This is a genomic window from Curtobacterium sp. Curtsp22 (assembly GCF_059492135.1).
Map to the genome: position 1 here is coordinate 2,884,777 of NZ_CP168519.1, position 14,694 is coordinate 2,899,470.

16 protein-coding genes are annotated in these 14,694 nt (G+C 71.7%); 10 read left to right on the plus strand and 6 right to left on the minus strand.

Going from position 1 to position 14,694, the window contains the following annotated elements:
- Positions 1 to 30: 30 nt before the first annotated feature.
- The 6 genes from ACEN8D_RS13990 (at position 31) to ACEN8D_RS14015 (ending at position 5,893) form a co-directional block, all read left to right on the plus strand.
- Positions 31 to 1,269, plus strand: coding sequence for an ABC transporter substrate-binding protein (locus ACEN8D_RS13990; RefSeq protein WP_254790869.1), 1,239 nt, complete (start codon positions 31 to 33; stop codon positions 1,267 to 1,269).
- A 105-nt stretch (positions 1,270 to 1,374) separates the two neighbouring features.
- Positions 1,375 to 2,343, plus strand: a complete 969-nt coding sequence (locus ACEN8D_RS13995; RefSeq protein ID WP_495601041.1) for a carbohydrate ABC transporter permease — start codon at positions 1,375 to 1,377, stop codon at positions 2,341 to 2,343.
- Positions 2,336 to 3,256, plus strand: a complete 921-nt coding sequence (locus ACEN8D_RS14000) for a carbohydrate ABC transporter permease (protein ID WP_413399616.1) — start codon at positions 2,336 to 2,338, stop codon at positions 3,254 to 3,256. Before ACEN8D_RS13995 ends, ACEN8D_RS14000 begins: the two co-directional genes overlap by 8 nt.
- A 32-nt stretch (positions 3,257 to 3,288) precedes the next feature.
- Positions 3,289 to 4,614, plus strand: coding sequence for an alpha-L-fucosidase (locus tag ACEN8D_RS14005; RefSeq protein ID WP_413399615.1), 1,326 nt, complete (start codon positions 3,289 to 3,291; stop codon positions 4,612 to 4,614).
- Positions 4,614 to 4,940, plus strand: a complete 327-nt coding sequence (locus ACEN8D_RS14010) for an L-rhamnose mutarotase (protein WP_309777021.1) — start codon at positions 4,614 to 4,616, stop codon at positions 4,938 to 4,940. Before ACEN8D_RS14005 ends, ACEN8D_RS14010 begins: the two co-directional genes overlap by 1 nt.
- Positions 4,937 to 5,893, plus strand: a complete 957-nt coding sequence (locus tag ACEN8D_RS14015; protein WP_495601042.1) for an aldo/keto reductase — start codon at positions 4,937 to 4,939, stop codon at positions 5,891 to 5,893. Before ACEN8D_RS14010 ends, ACEN8D_RS14015 begins: the two co-directional genes overlap by 4 nt.
- A gap of 141 nt (positions 5,894 to 6,034) precedes the next feature.
- On the opposite strand, the gene ACEN8D_RS14020 is transcribed toward ACEN8D_RS14015, so the two are convergent.
- The 6 genes from ACEN8D_RS14020 to ACEN8D_RS14045 form a co-directional block, all read right to left on the minus strand.
- Positions 6,035 to 6,313, minus strand: coding sequence for a GlsB/YeaQ/YmgE family stress response membrane protein (locus ACEN8D_RS14020; protein ID WP_309886687.1), 279 nt, complete (start codon positions 6,311 to 6,313; stop codon positions 6,035 to 6,037).
- A 96-nt stretch (positions 6,314 to 6,409) separates the two neighbouring features.
- Positions 6,410 to 7,045 carry a FadR/GntR family transcriptional regulator gene (locus tag ACEN8D_RS14025; protein WP_070419373.1) on the minus strand — a complete coding sequence of 212 codons (636 nt, stop codon included), beginning with the start codon at positions 7,043 to 7,045 and terminating at the stop codon, positions 6,410 to 6,412.
- 114 nt (positions 7,046 to 7,159) lie between these two features.
- The gene (locus ACEN8D_RS14030; RefSeq protein ID WP_413399822.1) at positions 7,160 to 7,906 is read right to left on the minus strand and encodes an SDR family NAD(P)-dependent oxidoreductase; all 747 of its coding nucleotides are present in this window, start codon (positions 7,904 to 7,906) and stop codon (positions 7,160 to 7,162) included.
- A complete protein-coding gene (locus tag ACEN8D_RS14035; protein ID WP_092385063.1) occupies positions 7,903 to 8,772 on the minus strand; it encodes a fumarylacetoacetate hydrolase family protein in 870 nt (289 codons plus the stop codon). Before ACEN8D_RS14035 ends, ACEN8D_RS14030 begins: the two co-directional genes overlap by 4 nt.
- A 41-nt stretch (positions 8,773 to 8,813) precedes the next feature.
- The gene (locus tag ACEN8D_RS14040) at positions 8,814 to 9,653 is read right to left on the minus strand and encodes an amidohydrolase family protein (RefSeq protein ID WP_495601043.1); all 840 of its coding nucleotides are present in this window, start codon (positions 9,651 to 9,653) and stop codon (positions 8,814 to 8,816) included.
- Between the two features lie 74 nt (positions 9,654 to 9,727).
- On the minus strand, positions 9,728 to 9,991 hold the full coding sequence (locus ACEN8D_RS14045) for a glutaredoxin family protein (protein WP_071295832.1): 264 nt from the start codon (positions 9,989 to 9,991) through the stop codon (positions 9,728 to 9,730).
- 73 nt (positions 9,992 to 10,064) lie between these two features.
- Here ACEN8D_RS14045 and ACEN8D_RS14050 point away from each other — a divergent pair, with 73 nt between their 5' ends.
- The 4 genes from ACEN8D_RS14050 to ACEN8D_RS14065 are packed head-to-tail and all read left to right on the plus strand — an operon-like array spanning position 10,065 to position 14,655.
- On the plus strand, positions 10,065 to 11,045 hold the full coding sequence (locus tag ACEN8D_RS14050; RefSeq protein WP_309777014.1) for a PrsW family intramembrane metalloprotease: 981 nt from the start codon (positions 10,065 to 10,067) through the stop codon (positions 11,043 to 11,045).
- A gap of 60 nt (positions 11,046 to 11,105) precedes the next feature.
- Entirely contained in the window at positions 11,106 to 12,794 is a 1,689-nt protein-coding gene (locus tag ACEN8D_RS14055; RefSeq protein ID WP_413398234.1) for an adenosylhomocysteinase, read from the plus strand.
- On the plus strand, positions 12,791 to 14,161 hold the full coding sequence (locus ACEN8D_RS14060; protein ID WP_413398233.1) for an amidohydrolase family protein: 1,371 nt from the start codon (positions 12,791 to 12,793) through the stop codon (positions 14,159 to 14,161). The genes ACEN8D_RS14055 and ACEN8D_RS14060 overlap by 4 nt, the downstream gene beginning before the upstream one ends.
- Entirely contained in the window at positions 14,158 to 14,655 is a 498-nt protein-coding gene (locus ACEN8D_RS14065) for a cupin domain-containing protein (protein ID WP_254791776.1), read from the plus strand. Before ACEN8D_RS14060 ends, ACEN8D_RS14065 begins: the two co-directional genes overlap by 4 nt.
- The last annotated feature ends 39 nt before the right edge of the window (positions 14,656 to 14,694 follow it).

The following is a 14,694-nucleotide window of genomic DNA, read 5'->3' on the forward strand; positions in this document are numbered from 1 at the left end:
CCTGATCACCACGACGAAGTGGAGACTCCGATGCACCGACGCCGAATCGTCGCGGGGCTGGCGGCAGCCGCCGCCACCGCGCTCGTCCTCGCTGGTTGTTCCTCCGGCAGCAGTGCCGGCGGCAGCCAGTCCAAGGACGCCATGACCTGGTCCATGTGGATCGCCGGGAAGGAGGACAAGGCCGCCTGGCAGAAGGTCGCCGACACCGTGAAGAGCGAGGACGGCATCACCCTGACGATCCAGGGCGCCCCGTTCGAGAACTACTTCACGAAGCTCAGCACGCAGCTCAGCGCCGGCAGCGCCCAGTGCATCGTGAGCATGCAGTCCCTCCGCGCGGCGAACTACACGTCATCGCTCCTGTCGCTCGACGACCTCGCGAAGAAGGACGGCCTTGACCTGTCGGCGTACGACAGCACGGCGCTCGACGGCATGAAGGTCGACGGCAAGCTCTACGGTCTGCCGTACGACACCGGGCCCATCCTGATGTTCTACAACAAGGACCTCTTCAAGCAGGCCGGCGTGGCGGACCCCGAGCCCGGGTGGACCACCGACGACTTCGAGCAGGCCGGCGAGGCGCTCAAGGCGAAGGGCATCACCGAGTTCGGCTCGACCGTGGGCGACCTCAACCTCGAGTCGATGATCTACGGCTACAACGGCGGCCGGGTGATCACGAAGGCCGGCAAGATCGACGCCACCGACACGAAGTTCGCGGACGGCCTGGACTGGCTCGCGAGCCTGGTGAAGAAGGGCTACGCGACCCAGGCGTCGTCCGACGCGTCGACCCCCGGCAACGACTTCGCCGCCGGCAAGGTCGCGATGTACACGGACGGTCCGTGGTCGCTGATCAGCCAGAAGGCCAAGGTGAAGTTCGACCTCGGCGTCACGACGCTGCCGGCCGGGACCTCGGGCCCGTCGACCTTCGCCGCCGGTTCCGGCTTCGGCGTCTCGAAGCAGTGCAAGTACCCGGAGCAGGCGTTCAAGGCCGTCCAGACGATGACCAGCGAGAAGGTCCTGACGTCCCTCGCCGAGCAGGGGCGTGCCTTCCCGGCCCGCACCGCGGCGCAGGACGCGTGGTACTCCAGCGCCGGCATCGACGGGGCCGAGACCGCGCTCAAGGCGGCCCTCGCCAAGTCCTCGCCGCTCCCGGGCAACAAGCAGAGCGACCAGCTGGGCCAGCTCTTCACGCAGTACGCGCTCCAGGCGGTCAACGGACAGACGTCCGGCAAGGACACGATGTCCTCGATCGCCGGCCAGCTCGGCACGCAGTGACCGACGCGACCGACTGACGGACTGGAGGCGCGGGTCGACCCCGCCCCGCGCCTCCAGCCCGCCACCCCGACAGCAAGCACCCGCGAACGACGAGGAGGTCGTCGCATGACCACCATCCAGGATCCACCGGCGGCCCCCGCCGTCGCGACCGCGGTCGCGACGGGCACCGCGACGCCCCGGCCCAAGGGCGGTGACGCCGACGGCGTCGTCGGTCGGCGCTCGTGGTGGGGCGCCGCCTTCGCCGCGCCGCACTCGATCGGGCTGGTCGTCTTCACGGCGTTCCCGATCATCGCCTCCCTCGTCGTCAGCTTCATGAACTGGCCGATGCTCGGCGAGCGCAGCTTCGCCGGCATCGAGAACTACGCCAGGCTCTTCGCCGACCCGGTGTTCCGGACGGTGACGCTCAACACGGCCCTGTTCGTCGTGCTGTACGTGCCGCTCAACCTCGTCGTGTCGCTCGGGCTCGCCGCCTGGCTGACGCCGCGGATCGCCGGTCGACACGTCTTCCGCGTGCTGTTCTTCATCCCGACCATCACGCCGATCGTCGCGAACGTCGTGGTCTGGCGGATGCTCTACCAGCCGGGCGGCGCGATCGACGCCTCCCTGCAGTCGACGGTCGGCGTGCACGCGCCGAACTTCCTCGCCGACGAGCACTGGGCGATGCTCGCCATCGTCGCCATGAGCGTCTGGCAGGGCTTCGGGTACAACATGCTCATCTTCTCGGCGGCCCTCGACGCCGTGCCCGAGAACCAGATCGAGGCGTCGCAGCTCGACGGCGCGAACGCGTGGCAGACGTTCTGGGCGATCAAGTTCCCGCTCATCTCGCCGTCGGTGTTCTTCGCCACGATGATGACGCTGATCACCTCGTTCCAGGTGTTCGTGCAGCCGTTCGTCCTCACCAAGGGCGGACCTGGCACGGCGACGGAGACCCTCGTGCAGTACATCTACAACACGGGCTTCCAGAACCAGCAGCTCGGGCTGGCCTCCGCCGGTGCCTGGGTGCTGTTCGTCATCATCCTCGGGATCACGGCCGTCCAGTTCCTCGGGCAGAAGCGGTGGGTGCACTATGAGTGAGCTGACCAAGCCCCGCACGACCGGGTTCACGACGTCGAACCGCACGGTCAACCCGCGGTCCGTGCCCCGGACCGCCTCGGCACCCCGGCCCGGACGGCTCCGGCACGCGATCGGCTACGCGCTCCTCTGCCTCGTCGCGCTGCTCTTCGTCTCGCCGCTCATCTACATGGTGGCGACGAGCCTCAAGCCGGCGGACCAGGTGTTCACCACGCCGCCGACGCTCTGGGGACGCTCGCTCGAGTGGGACAACTACGTCCAGGCGTTCACCTACCTGCCGTTCGCCCGATTCATCCTGAACGGGATCTTCGTGGCGGCTGCCGGCACCGTGATCAACGTCGTCGTGGCCGTGCTCTCCGGGTACGCGTTCTCGCGGCTGCGCTGGCGGGGACGGAACACCGTGTTCCTGCTCTTCCTCGTGACGCTGATGATCCCGCAGGACGTCCTCGTCATCCCGATGTACGTGATGATGCAGGGCTTCGGGTGGGTGGACACCTTCCAGGCGCTCATCGTCCCGTGGGCGTTCACGGCGCTCGGCGCGTTCCTCATCCGGCAGTTCTTCCTCACCGTGCCGCAGGAGCTCGACGACGCAGCACGCGTCGACGGCGCCGGCGCCATCCGGACCTTCGTCTCGGTGATGCTGCCGCTCGCCCGGCCGACGATGGCCGTGCTCGCGGTCTTCTCGTTCATCTCCTACTGGAACTCGTTCCTCTGGCCGCTCGTCGTGGTCAACGACGTCGAAGCCCACGGCACGATCCCGCTCGGCCTGCAGCAGTTCTTCGGGCAGCAGGGGTCCGAGTGGAACCTCGTGATGGCGGCCTCGGTGATCTCGATGCTCCCCACCGTGATCCTCCTCGTCCTGCTGCAGAAGCACCTCGTCAAGGGCATCGTCACCAGCGGCCTCGGCGGCCGGTGACGTGCTGTACTCCTGAAAGGAACACTGGCCACATGACCATCACCGCACCTGCAGAGCCGCAGACCGCGACCGACCCCTCCGGGCTGCCCGCGTGGTTCACCCACGACCGGTTCGGCATGTTCATCCACTGGGGGCTCTACGCCCTGCCGGCACGGCACGAGTGGGTGAAGAACCGCGAGCGGATCACCGACGCCGACTACCAGAAGTACTTCGACCACTTCGACCCGGACCTGTTCGACGCCGCCGACTGGGCCAGACGAGCACGTGAGGCGGGCATGAAGTACGTCGTGCTCACCACGAAGCACCACGAGGGCTTCGCGCTCTGGGACAGCGCACTGACCGACTACAAGTCCACGAACACCCCGTTCGGCCGCGACATCGTGCGCGAGTTCGTCGACGCCGTCCGCGCCGAGGGACTGCGGGTCGGGTTCTACCACTCGCTCATCGACTGGCACCACCCGGACTTCACGATCGACGGCGTGCACCCGAGGCGGGACGACGGCGACGAGGCGATCGCCGCGCTGAACGAGGGCCGGGACATGGCGCGCTACCGGGACTACCTGCACGGGCAGGTGACGGAGCTGTTGTCCGACTACGGGCGGATCGACTACCTGTTCTACGACTTCTCGTACCGCGACAACGACCACGAGGACATCTGGGGCGGCAAGGGCCGCGACGACTGGGGGTCCGAGGAGCTGTTGGCGCTGACCAAGCGGCTCCAGCCCGGCATCATCGTCAACGACCGGCTCGACCTGCCCGGGGACATCGTCACGCCGGAGCAGTACCAGCCGGACAAGCCGATGGAGGTCGACGGCGTGCAGGTGCCGTGGGAGGCCTGCCAGACCCTCAACGGCTCGTGGGGGTACGACCGCGACAACCTGAACGTCAAGAGCACCGACCTGCTCGTGCGCATGCTCGTCGACGGGGTCTCGAACAACGGGAACATGCTCCTCAACGTCGGGTCGACCGGTCGTGGCGAGTTCGACGGGGTCGCACGGACGGCGCTCGCCGGGATCGGCACGTGGATGCACCAGCACGCGCGGTCGGTGTACGGCGCTGGACCGTCGTCGTTCCGGGCACCGGCGGGCACCGTGTACACGCAGAACGGGAACCGGCTGTACCTGCACCTCTTCACGTGGCCGTTCGAGCACGTGCACCTCGCCGACCTCGCCGGCCGGGTCGAGTACGCCCAGCTCCTGAACGACGCGTCGGAGATCCACTACCGCGAGATCGCGCCCGGCACCCGGGCGCAGAACACCGGCCTCGGTGGACAGCCCGCGGGGACGCTGACGCTCACCCTGCCGATCGTCCGGCCGGACGTGGCGGTGCCCGTGGTCGAGCTCTTCCTGCGCGACTGATGCAGCGCATCCTGACGAGGACCCGGCTGCGGGCGGGGAGCGAGGCGGCGTACGAACGCGTGCACGCCTCGGTCCCGCCCGCGCTGGCGGCCCGGCTCCGCGCGGCCGGCGTGCAGGACTGGACGATCTGGCGGGACGGGCAGGACCTCGTGCACCTCGTCGAGGTCGACGACTACCGGGCGATGCGGAGGGCGCTCGCCGACGACCCCGTGAACGCCGACTGGCAGGCGGTCGTGAACCCGCTGCTCGAGGCGGACGACGACTACTCCGGCGACGACGATGGCATCCCCCGGGTGTGGTCGCTCGCGGACCAGGTGGACGCGTGACGGCCCCGGACCTCGACCGCGGACCGTTCTGGTTCGGTGGTGCGGGGATCGGCAACCTGCTGCGCGAGGTGTCCGACGACGAGGCGCGGGCCACGGTCGACGCCGCGTGGGAGGCCGGGGTCCGTGGCTTCGACACTGCGCCGCACTACGGGCTCGGGCTGTCCGAGCGGCGGCTCGGAGCGGCACTCGCCGAACGGCCGCGGTCCGACTACCTGGTGTCGACGAAGGTGGGACGCCTGCTCGTGCCCGGGCGTGGCGCGGGGGACGACCTGGACTCCGGCGGGTTCGCCGTGCCGGACGACCTGGTCCGGCAGTGGGATCCCTCGCAGTCGGGCGTGCGGCGGTCCCTCGACGAGTCCCTGGGGCGGCTCGGGCTCGACCGCGTGGACATCGCCTACCTGCACGACCCGGACGTGTACTCGCTGCGCGACGGGTTGACCCAGGCGCTGCCGACGCTCGTCGAGCTCCGGGACGAGGGGGTCGTCCGGGCGGTGGGCGTCGGGTCGAACTCCGTCGAGGCCCTCGAGGCGGCGGTCTCCACCGGCATGTGCGACGTGGTCATGCTCGCCGGCCGGTACACGCTGCTCGAGCAGCCGGCGGCGTCGCTGGTCGCACGGTGCGAGGACCTCGGGGTCGCCGTGGTCGCGGTCGGCGTCTACAACTCGGGGCTGCTCGGACGGGACCGGCCGGACGCCTCGGCGACGTACGACTACGCGGTGGCGCCGACGTCGCTCGTCGAACGGGCGAACGCGATCGCCGACGTGTGCGAGCGGCACGGTGTCACGCTGCCGGAGGCCGCGCTCGCGTTCCCGCGCCGTGCGGCTGCCGTCCGGGCGATCGCCCTCGGTGCGCAGTCGGCGGAGCAGGTGCGCTCGAACGTCGCTCGAGCGTCCGCGACGGTGCCCGAGGCGCTCTGGGACGACCTGCGGACGGCGGGCCTGCTCGCCGCCTGACGCGGGCGCCCCGCCGCGCGGCGGCCCGCGCCGATCGCCGGCGCCGATCGCGTGCGCACAACGAAAGTCACCCCGAACCATGCGGATGCGCGGTTCGGGGTGACTTCGGTTGTGCGCCGGGTCGTGCCCGGCCACGTCCGACTAGCGGGTGCGGGCGCTCCGGCCTGCGAACCGCGTGTAGATGAACAGCACGATGACGGCGCCGATGACCGAGCCGATGATGCCTGCGGGCTGGAAGAAGCCGTCCATCGGGTCGTGCTGGAAGATCAGGAACCCGAGGAACCCGCCCACGAACGACCCGATGATGCCGAGCAGGATGGTCATGGGGATCGAGATGTGCTGCTTGCCGGGGACGATGAGCCGCGCGAGGGCGCCGGCGATGAGTCCGATGATGATCAAGCTGATGATGAGACCGATCACGGTTTCCTCCTCGTGGGTGCGGCTGCCGCGGCATGGTTGCCGGAGTCAGGGCCGACAACCGACCCAACTCGCACCTGCCTGGGAGGACTGCCGGGTTCAGTCGAGCGAGCGCCGCAGCCAGCGCTCCACACCCTCGACGTGCGCCACGACGAGCGCCTGCACGAGCTGCGGGTCGCGGCGGCGGATGGCGTCCACGATCGCCGCGTGCTCGTCGAGCGTGCGCTGCACCGAGCCGTTCTGCGTCAGGCCGCGCCACACCCGCACCCGGACGGTCTTGCTCGACAGGGCGTCGAGCAGGCCGGACAGGTACTGGTTGCCGCCGATGCCCGCGATCGTCGAGTGGAACTGCAGGTCGTGGGCGACGAGGTCCTCGACGCCGGTGTCCTCGCCGACGGACTGCATGAGCGCGTGCAGGTCGTCGATCTGCTGCTCCGAGGCGCGGGCGGTCGCGAGGACGGCGGACGCGGGCTCGAGGATCCGCCGGACCTCGAGCAGGTCCACGAGCGAGCGGTCGTGGTGCATGTCGACGACGAAGGAGACCGCCTCGAGCAGGACGGTCGGCTCGAGCGACGTCACGTAGGTGCCGTCACCGCGCCGGACGTCGAGCACGCGGATGAGTTCGAGGGCCTTCACCGCCTCGCGGAGGCTGTTCCGCGACAGCCCGAGGGACTCGCTGAGCTCCTTCTCGGGCGGGAGGCGCTGCCCGGGTTGGAGCTCGCCGCTCACGATCATCTGCTGGATGCGTGCGATCGCATCGTCCGTCAGCGACGCCACGTCACCACCTCCTGCTCGGCCACTCGCCCACGCGAGCCGACAGGACGACGATAGTCGCGCCTCCAGGGCCCATCAGGCGGGTCGGAGCCGGAGCGCCTGCATCCCGCCGTCGACGGCGAGGTCGACGCCGGTCGTCGACCGGGCGAGCGGGCTCGTGAGGTAGGCGACGGCCTCGGCCACCTCCTCGGGGGCGACGAGGCGTCCGTGCGGTTGGCGTGCCTCCAGGGCCGCCCGTTCCGCTGCCGGGTCGTCGGCGCGCTCGAGCAGCCGCGCGACCCACGGGGTGTCCGCGGTGCCGGGGTTGACGGCGTTGACGCGGATGCCCTCCCGGAGGTGGTCGGCCGCCATGGCGCGGGTCAGGGCGGCGATCGCGCCCTTCGTCGCCGAGTACAGCGCGCGCTGGGGCAGCCCCGCGGTGGCGGCGATCGAGCAGGTGTTCACGATGCTGGCGGCGTCGGATTCGCGGAGGTGCGGCAGGCACGCGCGCGAGAGGCGGACCGCGCCGAGCACGTTCACCTCGTACACGCGGCGCCACTCGTCGTCGGGGTTGTCCTCGACCGTGCCCTGTGCGCCGATGCCGGCGTTGTTGACCAGGACGTCGAGCCCGCCGAGCTGCTCGACGGCGTCGGACACCGCTGCCCGGACGGACGTGTCGTCGCCGACGTCGCAGCGGAACGACAGGGCGTCGTCCGCGGGCTGCAGGTCGAGCACCGCGACGGTCGCACCTCGGTCACGGAGTGCGGCGACGATCGCGGCGCCGATCCCCGAGGCGCCCCCGGTGACGATGGCCCGCAGGCCCTCGTGGGTCCCGGCGGTCACGCTGCGCCCATCGTCTGGCGCTGCGAGCCGAGGCCCTCGGCGGTGAGTTCGACGACGTCGCCGGCCTGCAGGTACGGCGCGCCGCTGCCGAGGGCGACCCCCGCGGGTGTGCCGGTGCTGATGACGTCGCCCGGGTAGAGGACCATGAACTGCGACAGGTACCGGACGATCTCGGCCGGCCGGAAGATCATGTCCCGAGTGCTGCCGTCCTGCCGGAGCTCGCCGTTCACCCGGAGCTGCAGCGACAGGGCGTTCGGGTCGAGACCGTCCGCCTCGAGCGCGGACGGCGTGACGAGCCACGGGCCGAGCGGGTTGAACGTCTCGCAGGACTTCCCCTTGTCCCACTGCCCGCCGCGTTCGAGCTGGAACGCGCGCTCCGAGACGTCGTTGGCGATGGCGTAGCCGGCGATGTGCGTCGCGGCCTCGTCCTCGGACGCGCAGTAGCGCGCGGTGGTGCCGATCACGATCGCGAGCTCGATCTCCCAGTCGGTCTTCGTGCTGCCGCGGGGGACGAGGACCTCGTCGTCGGGGCCGATCACCGTCATCGGGTCCTTCATGAACACGATCGGCTCGGTGGGGATGTCGGCGCCGGTCTCGGCGGCGTGGTCGCGGTAGTTCAGGCCGATGCACACGACCTTGCCGGGGCGGGCGACGGGCGACCCACGCCGGAGTCCGTCCGCCCGGTCGATCACGGGCAGGTCGCCGGCGGCGCGGGCGTGCCGGACGAGGGCGTCGGGGCCGGGGTCGGACGCCAGGAAGCCACCGCTGATGTCTCCGGTGAGGCTCCGGAGGTCGAGCACCTCGCCGTCGTCGTCGATCGCGACCGGGATCTCGTCGCCCGCCGGGCCAAGTCGTGCGAACCGCATCGTTCCTCGCTCTCCTGCTGCGCCGGTGCAGCGGAAACATCCTATGTCTGAGTGCGGGCTCCGGCAAGGTAGATCCGCTCGGCCGTCCCGCGGAGGACAGCGTCGCGCTCGGTCGGCGACAGGTCGGCCAGGGCATCGCTCGTCGTGCGCAGCACCTCGGCGTAGTCGGCGGCCAGCGTCGACACCGGCCAGTCGGAGCCGAACAGCGAGCGCTCCGGGCCGAAGTGCTCGACGACCGCGCGGGCGTATCGGGCGACGGGGCGCTCCCGCCAGTCGGCACCCGCCTCGGTGAGCAGTCCGGAGACCTTGCACGCCACGTTGGGCCTGGCGGCGAAGTCCCGCATCCGGTCCGGCCACGTGGGGTCCCCGGTGTCGATCGACGGCTTGCCGGCGTGGTCGAGGACGAACGACGCCTCGGGCACGGCGTCGACGAGGGCAAGGGCAGCGTCGTGCTCCCGCTCGCGCACGAGCAGGTCGAACACGAGGCCGGCACGCGCGACGACACGGACGCCGCGGACGACCTCCGGCCGGGCGAGCCACCCGGGGTCGGGCTCGTCCTGTGCCTGGTGGCGGACGCCGACGAGCCGCTCGCCGCCCGGACCGGTCGACGCCGTCGCCACGCGCTCGGCGACGTCGGGCGCGGTCAGGTCCGCCCAGCCGACGACGCCGGCGACCGGCGCGGGCTGCGCGAGGAGCCAGGCGGTCTCGCCCGCGTCGTGCACCGCCTGCACCGCGATCGTCTGCGTGACGGGGGTCCCGGTGGCCGCCGCGCGCAGGTCGTCCACGTCGAACCGTCGCCGGATCGGGGCGACCGAGTCGTCCATCCAGGGGTAGGGGCGGTCTGCCGGATCCCAGAGGTGGTGGTGAGCGTCGATGATCACGCGGCCATCATGCCCGATTCATCCGATGTCCGGGCGGGGGAAACGGCGCGAGCGCGCCCGAGCGCGCCCGGGCGTCAGACGACGCCGGCGGCCTCGAGCTCCGAGCGCAGTTCGGCGTCCGACGGCTCGACGAAGTGCTTCCCGTTCGGCAGCACGACGACGGGGATGTTCTTCCGCCCGCTGATCTCCTCGGCGCGGTCGGCTGCGGTCAGGTCCGCCTCCACGTCGACGTACTCGTAGTCCACCCCGAGGGTGTCGAGCAGCGCCTTGGAACGGCGGCAGTCGCGGCACCAGTCCGCACCGAACATCGTGACCTTGTCGAAGGATGCATCGCTCATGCCCAGAGAGTACGTCCGACGAGCCCCGCGCATTCCCGTGACCCCCGGCGCGGCCGCGGAGCACCATGGCTCCATGAGCCTGTCCACGGACGTCCGCGCCGCTCACCCGCACCACCGTCACGGCTGGTGGTGGAAGACCCTCCTCGTCGGGTTCCTGCTCTGGGTGGTCACGATCGTCGTCACGATCACGACGCTGAACACGAACCTCGTCCCGACGATCATCCTGCTCGGCAGCTTCCTCGTGCCCTTCACGGTGGTGCTGTTCGTCATCGAGCGGGTGACCGGAACGGTGAGCACGATGCAGCTCATCGTCGCGTTCTTCGTCGGCGGGATCCTCGGCGTGCTCGGGGCGTCCCTGCTCGAGGCGAACCTGCAGCAGGACGCACTCGTGTACATCGTCGTCGGGTTCGTCGAGGAGTTCGTCAAGGGCGTCCTGCTGCTGTTCGTCGGGTGGCGGGTGCGCCCGAAGACGGCTCGGCAGGGAGCGCTCCTCGGGGCGACGGTCGGTGCCGGGTTCGCCGCGTTCGAGTCGGCGGGGTACGCGTTCAACGCGGCGATCACCGCGCGGGGCATCGACCTGGTGTCCCTGCTGCAGACCGAGGTCGTCCGTGCGGTGCTGTCCCCGGTCGGGCACGTGCTCTGGACGTCGATCCTCGGAGCCGTCCTGTTCGGCGCCGCCCGTGGTCGCGACCGGTTCCGGTGGTCGTGGGCCCCGATCGTCGCCTACGTGGGGGTCTCCCTGCTGCACGGGCTGTGGGACTCCAACTCGACGATCTCGACCCTGCTGGCGTTCGTCGTGACGGGGACGCCGTTCTCGGCGGCGCGGAACGGGGTCGTCCCGGCGTCGATCGCCGGCGTCGCGACGACCCTGTACGTGATCGGGCTCGCGATCGTGTCGGCCGTGGGGGTCGCGGTCCTGGTCACGGTGCTGCGCCGGCACCGACGGCTCGACCGGAGCGCGAACGCGCTCGCCGGCTGGCCGGCACCCTGGTCGTCGTCGTCGCCGGCCGACGGGGGATGGGACGGCACGCCCCCACCACACGTCCTGCGCTGACGAGGCCCCCGGCCACCCGCCGGACACGGGCGCGCCACCCGCTCGCCCTACGATTGGGGCATGCCGCCAGGAGCCGACCCCGAGACCCGCGCCTGGGCCTCGGCGGCCGTCCGGCGCTTCGCGAGCGCGACGAACCTCCTCGTGGCCGCGCGCCGCTTCCGCATCGTCGGCGGCGACCCCCGTGACACCGCGGCGCTGCGCTCCCTGCTGACGGGGCTCGGCGCCCGCGAGGCACTGCCCCACGAACCCGTCGACCAGCTCTGGTGCGCCGGTTCGCCGGAGGACTCCACGCCGGTCATCGAGCGCGAAGCCGACCGCCCCCGGGGTGCGACCCTCGTCGTGGTCGACGCCGGACGACACCTCCCCGCCGTCGACGAGGACGCCTTCGGCCCGGTCACGATCGCCCGTCCGGGTGTCCTCGCGGTGCCGATGACCTCGGACGACGTCTTCCTCGTCTCCACCGGCCGCGACCCCGAGGACGACCCCGCCGCCGAGGCCCGCCTGCGCTGGGCCCGCCGGTCGATGCCCGTGTCGCGAGCGGTCGCCGCCGAGCTGCGCGACGGGGGACTCCTCCGTGGCACCAGGATCGGCGTCGCGATGTTCCTCGAGCCGAAGACCGCCGTGCTGAGCCTGCTCCTCCGCGACGCCGGCGCCGAGGTCGTCGTCTACGCCCACGCCGACGAGACCGACGACGCCGTGGCCGACGCCCTCCGTGCAGCCGGGCTGACCGTGTACGCGAGCAGTGCCGCCTCGCTCCCCGAGCAGCGGGCCCTCGCCCTCGCGATGCTCGACACCCGGCCGCACGTCCTGCTCGACGACGGCTCGCACGTGATCCGTCTCGCGCACCAGGAGCGGCCGGACCTGGTGCCCACGATGCTCGGCGCAGCGGAGGAGACGACGAGCGGCCTCCGCCCGCTCCGCACCATGGCGGCGCGCGGCGAGCTCGGCATCCCCGTCGTCACGGTGAACGACGCCCGCACCAAGACCTTCTTCGACAACCGGTACGGCACCGGGCAGTCGACGGTGTTCGCGGTGTTCGACCTGCTCGACCGGCTCCCGTCCGGTACGCACCGCGTGGTCCCGGGAGGCGCGGCGGTCGTCGCCGGGTTCGGCCACGTCGGCGAGGGGGTCGCCCTGGTGCTCACGGCACTCGGTCTGCGGGTGACGGTCGCCGAGACGGACCCGGTCCGCGCCCTGCAGGCGCTCTTCGCCGGCTACGCCGTCGCACCCCTCGCCGAGGCGGTGCAGGACGCCGACCTCGTGATGAGCGCCACGGGGGTCGCCGACACGGTCGACCTCCGCGCGTTGCGGTCGTGCGCGGACGGCACGGTCGTCGCGGTCGCGGGCGGCGTCGACCACGAGGTGGCGCTCGACGACGCCCGAGCAGCCGGCGCCGAGCGGGTCCCGGTGGGTCCGAAGGCCGAGCGACTCGTGTTCCCCGGTACGGACGGCGGCCCGATCGTGCTCGACGGCGGCGGCTGCATCAACATCACCGCTGCCGAGGGCAACCCGATCGAGATCATGGACCTGTCCTTCGCCGCACAGCTCGGCGCCGTCCGGATGCTCCTCGAACGGGGCGACGAACTCGACCGTGCCGTCGTGCCGATCGACCCCGCGGTGGACGAGGCGACCGCCCGCGCGGCGCTCGCCGCCTTCGGAGCGCCAGCCGCGCCTCCTGGACCGCTCGCCGAGCACCCCGCCGACCGTGAGCCCGACGTCCGGACCCGCCGTTTCGGAGACCCGTCGTGACCACCGGGCACCCCGTCACCGTCCACTCGGCGCGCATCGTCGTGCCGATGACCGCGCCGCCCATCGCCGACGGCGCCGTCGCGGTGCAGGACGGCCGCATCCTGCACGTCGGCGACCGGTCGTGGGTCGTCGACCAGCTCGCGGTCTCCGGCGTGCCCTTCACCGAACGGCCGTGGCGAGGTGCCCTCCTCCCCGGTCTCGTGAACGCGCACTCGCACCTGCAGTACACCGGCATGGCCAGTGTCGGGCAGCGGCAGTACAGCGGTTTCGAGGACTGGGCCCGCGCGTTCAACGAGGACTACGCCGAGCCGCACGACTGGCACGCCGAGGCGGCAGTCGGCGCGACGTCGTCCATCCTCGCCGGCGTGACGAGCATCGCCGACGTCGTCACGGACATCGAGGCGTCGACCGTGCTCGCCGAAGCGGGCCTCGGCGGCATCGCCTACTGGGAGGTCATGGACTGGGAGAACGCGGCCTGGCAGTCCCACGGCCGCGACCAAGTGCTCGCCGAACTCGAGCGGATCCCGACGGACCCGGGCGCCGGGCTCTCCCCGCACGCGCCGTACTCGCTCGACGTCGCCCCGCTGCTCGAACTCCCCGACATCGTGCGCCAGCGCGGTCTCCGGCTGCACCTGCACCTCGGCGAGGCCGCGTTCGAGGGCGAGCGCGTCGCCCTCGGGCCGGTGCCCGGGCTCGAGGGCGTCGACGGCGTCGGCCACGGCAACGACTGGCACCTGGCGAACGTGCCGTCGTTCCGGGCCATGCGCGCGCTCGGCTTCGGTGCGAGCGCGACCGCGTTCGTCGACCGGCTGGGCGTGCTCGGCCCCGACTGCCACATCGCGCACGGTGTGTACATGACGGCCGCCGACCGCGCACTGCTGCGCGCGCGGGGGACCGCCGTCGCGCTCTGCCCGCGCTCGAACGCCGTCATCGGGCTCGATCCGCCACCCGTCGCCGACTACCTGCGCGAGGGCAGCCCGATCGCGATCGGCACGGACTCGCTGTCGTCGTCGCCGTCCCTCGACCTGATGGCCGACGTCACCGCGCTGCACCGGATCGCCCGGTCGCAGGGCTACGGGCACCGCGACCTGCACGAACGACTGCTCGCCGCGGCGACCCTCGGCGGCGCGCACGCCATGGGGCTCGCCGTCGGGCCGGACCGGATCGGGCACCTCGCCGTCGGGGCACGCGCCGACCTCGCCGTCTTCGACGTCGACGCCCGGACCGTGCCGGACGCCCTCGCCGAACTCGTCGAGGACGGTGCCGGCCGTGCCGTCGCGACCGTGGTCCGCGGTGTCGTCCGGGCCGTCGACGGTGCGCTGACCGGCCCGCCCGCCCCATCTGATCGTTCCTTGGAGGAATCATGACCGAGACCGCACCCCGCCCGGGCATGGCCGCCCGTCGCACCGTCGACGGAACCCTGATCGAGTGGCTCGACGTGCCGAAGCGCGCCGTCGCCTTGGGTATGGAGCCGCACCCGGAGGGCGGCTGGTACGTCCGCACCTGGACCTCGCCCGCGACCGTGTCGACGCCGGCGGGCGACCGGCCCGCCGCGACCCTGATCCACTTCCTGCTGCCCCCGGGTGAGGCCTCGGCCTGGCACCGGGTCACGAGCGACGAGATCTGGATGTGGCACGGGCCGGACAGCGTCGACCTGCAGCTCGGCGGCGACGGCGAGCAGCCCGAGCCCGGTGCGACGATCACGCTCGGCCCGGACGCCGGGCGCGACCGGGTGAACGACGCGCAGGCGTTCGTGCGCGGCGGCGTGTGGCAGCGGACCCTGCCGGGCGACGGCGAGGTGCTGCTGAGCTGCCTGGTGTCGCCCGGGTTCTCGTTCGACGACTTCACGCTCGCCGAGTAGTCGCGAGACATCCGTTTCGCGTTGGTATCCCAGCGCGAA

Bases quoted from the DNA above. Each gene is read 5' to 3' on its own strand.
- ACEN8D_RS13990 (WP_254790869.1), top strand. From the start codon at position 31: ATGCACCGACGCCGAATCGTCGCGGGGCTGGCGGCAGCCGCCGCCACC.
- ACEN8D_RS13995 (WP_495601041.1), top strand. From the start codon at position 1,375: ATGACCACCATCCAGGATCCACCGGCGGCCCCCGCCGTCGCGACCGCG.
- ACEN8D_RS14000 (WP_413399616.1), top strand. From the start codon at position 2,336: ATGAGTGAGCTGACCAAGCCCCGCACGACCGGGTTCACGACGTCGAAC.
- ACEN8D_RS14005 (WP_413399615.1), top strand. From the start codon at position 3,289: ATGACCATCACCGCACCTGCAGAGCCGCAGACCGCGACCGACCCCTCC.
- ACEN8D_RS14010 (WP_309777021.1), top strand. From the start codon at position 4,614: ATGCAGCGCATCCTGACGAGGACCCGGCTGCGGGCGGGGAGCGAGGCG.
- ACEN8D_RS14025 (WP_070419373.1), bottom strand. From the start codon at position 7,045: ATGATCGTGAGCGGCGAGCTCCAACCCGGGCAGCGCCTCCCGCCCGAG.
- ACEN8D_RS14035 (WP_092385063.1), bottom strand. From the start codon at position 8,772: ATGCGGTTCGCACGACTTGGCCCGGCGGGCGACGAGATCCCGGTCGCG.
- ACEN8D_RS14045 (WP_071295832.1), bottom strand. From the start codon at position 9,991: ATGAGCGATGCATCCTTCGACAAGGTCACGATGTTCGGTGCGGACTGG.
- ACEN8D_RS14050 (WP_309777014.1), top strand. From the start codon at position 10,065: ATGAGCCTGTCCACGGACGTCCGCGCCGCTCACCCGCACCACCGTCAC.
- ACEN8D_RS14055 (WP_413398234.1), top strand. From the start codon at position 11,106: ATGCCGCCAGGAGCCGACCCCGAGACCCGCGCCTGGGCCTCGGCGGCC.
- ACEN8D_RS14065 (WP_254791776.1), top strand. From the start codon at position 14,158: ATGACCGAGACCGCACCCCGCCCGGGCATGGCCGCCCGTCGCACCGTC.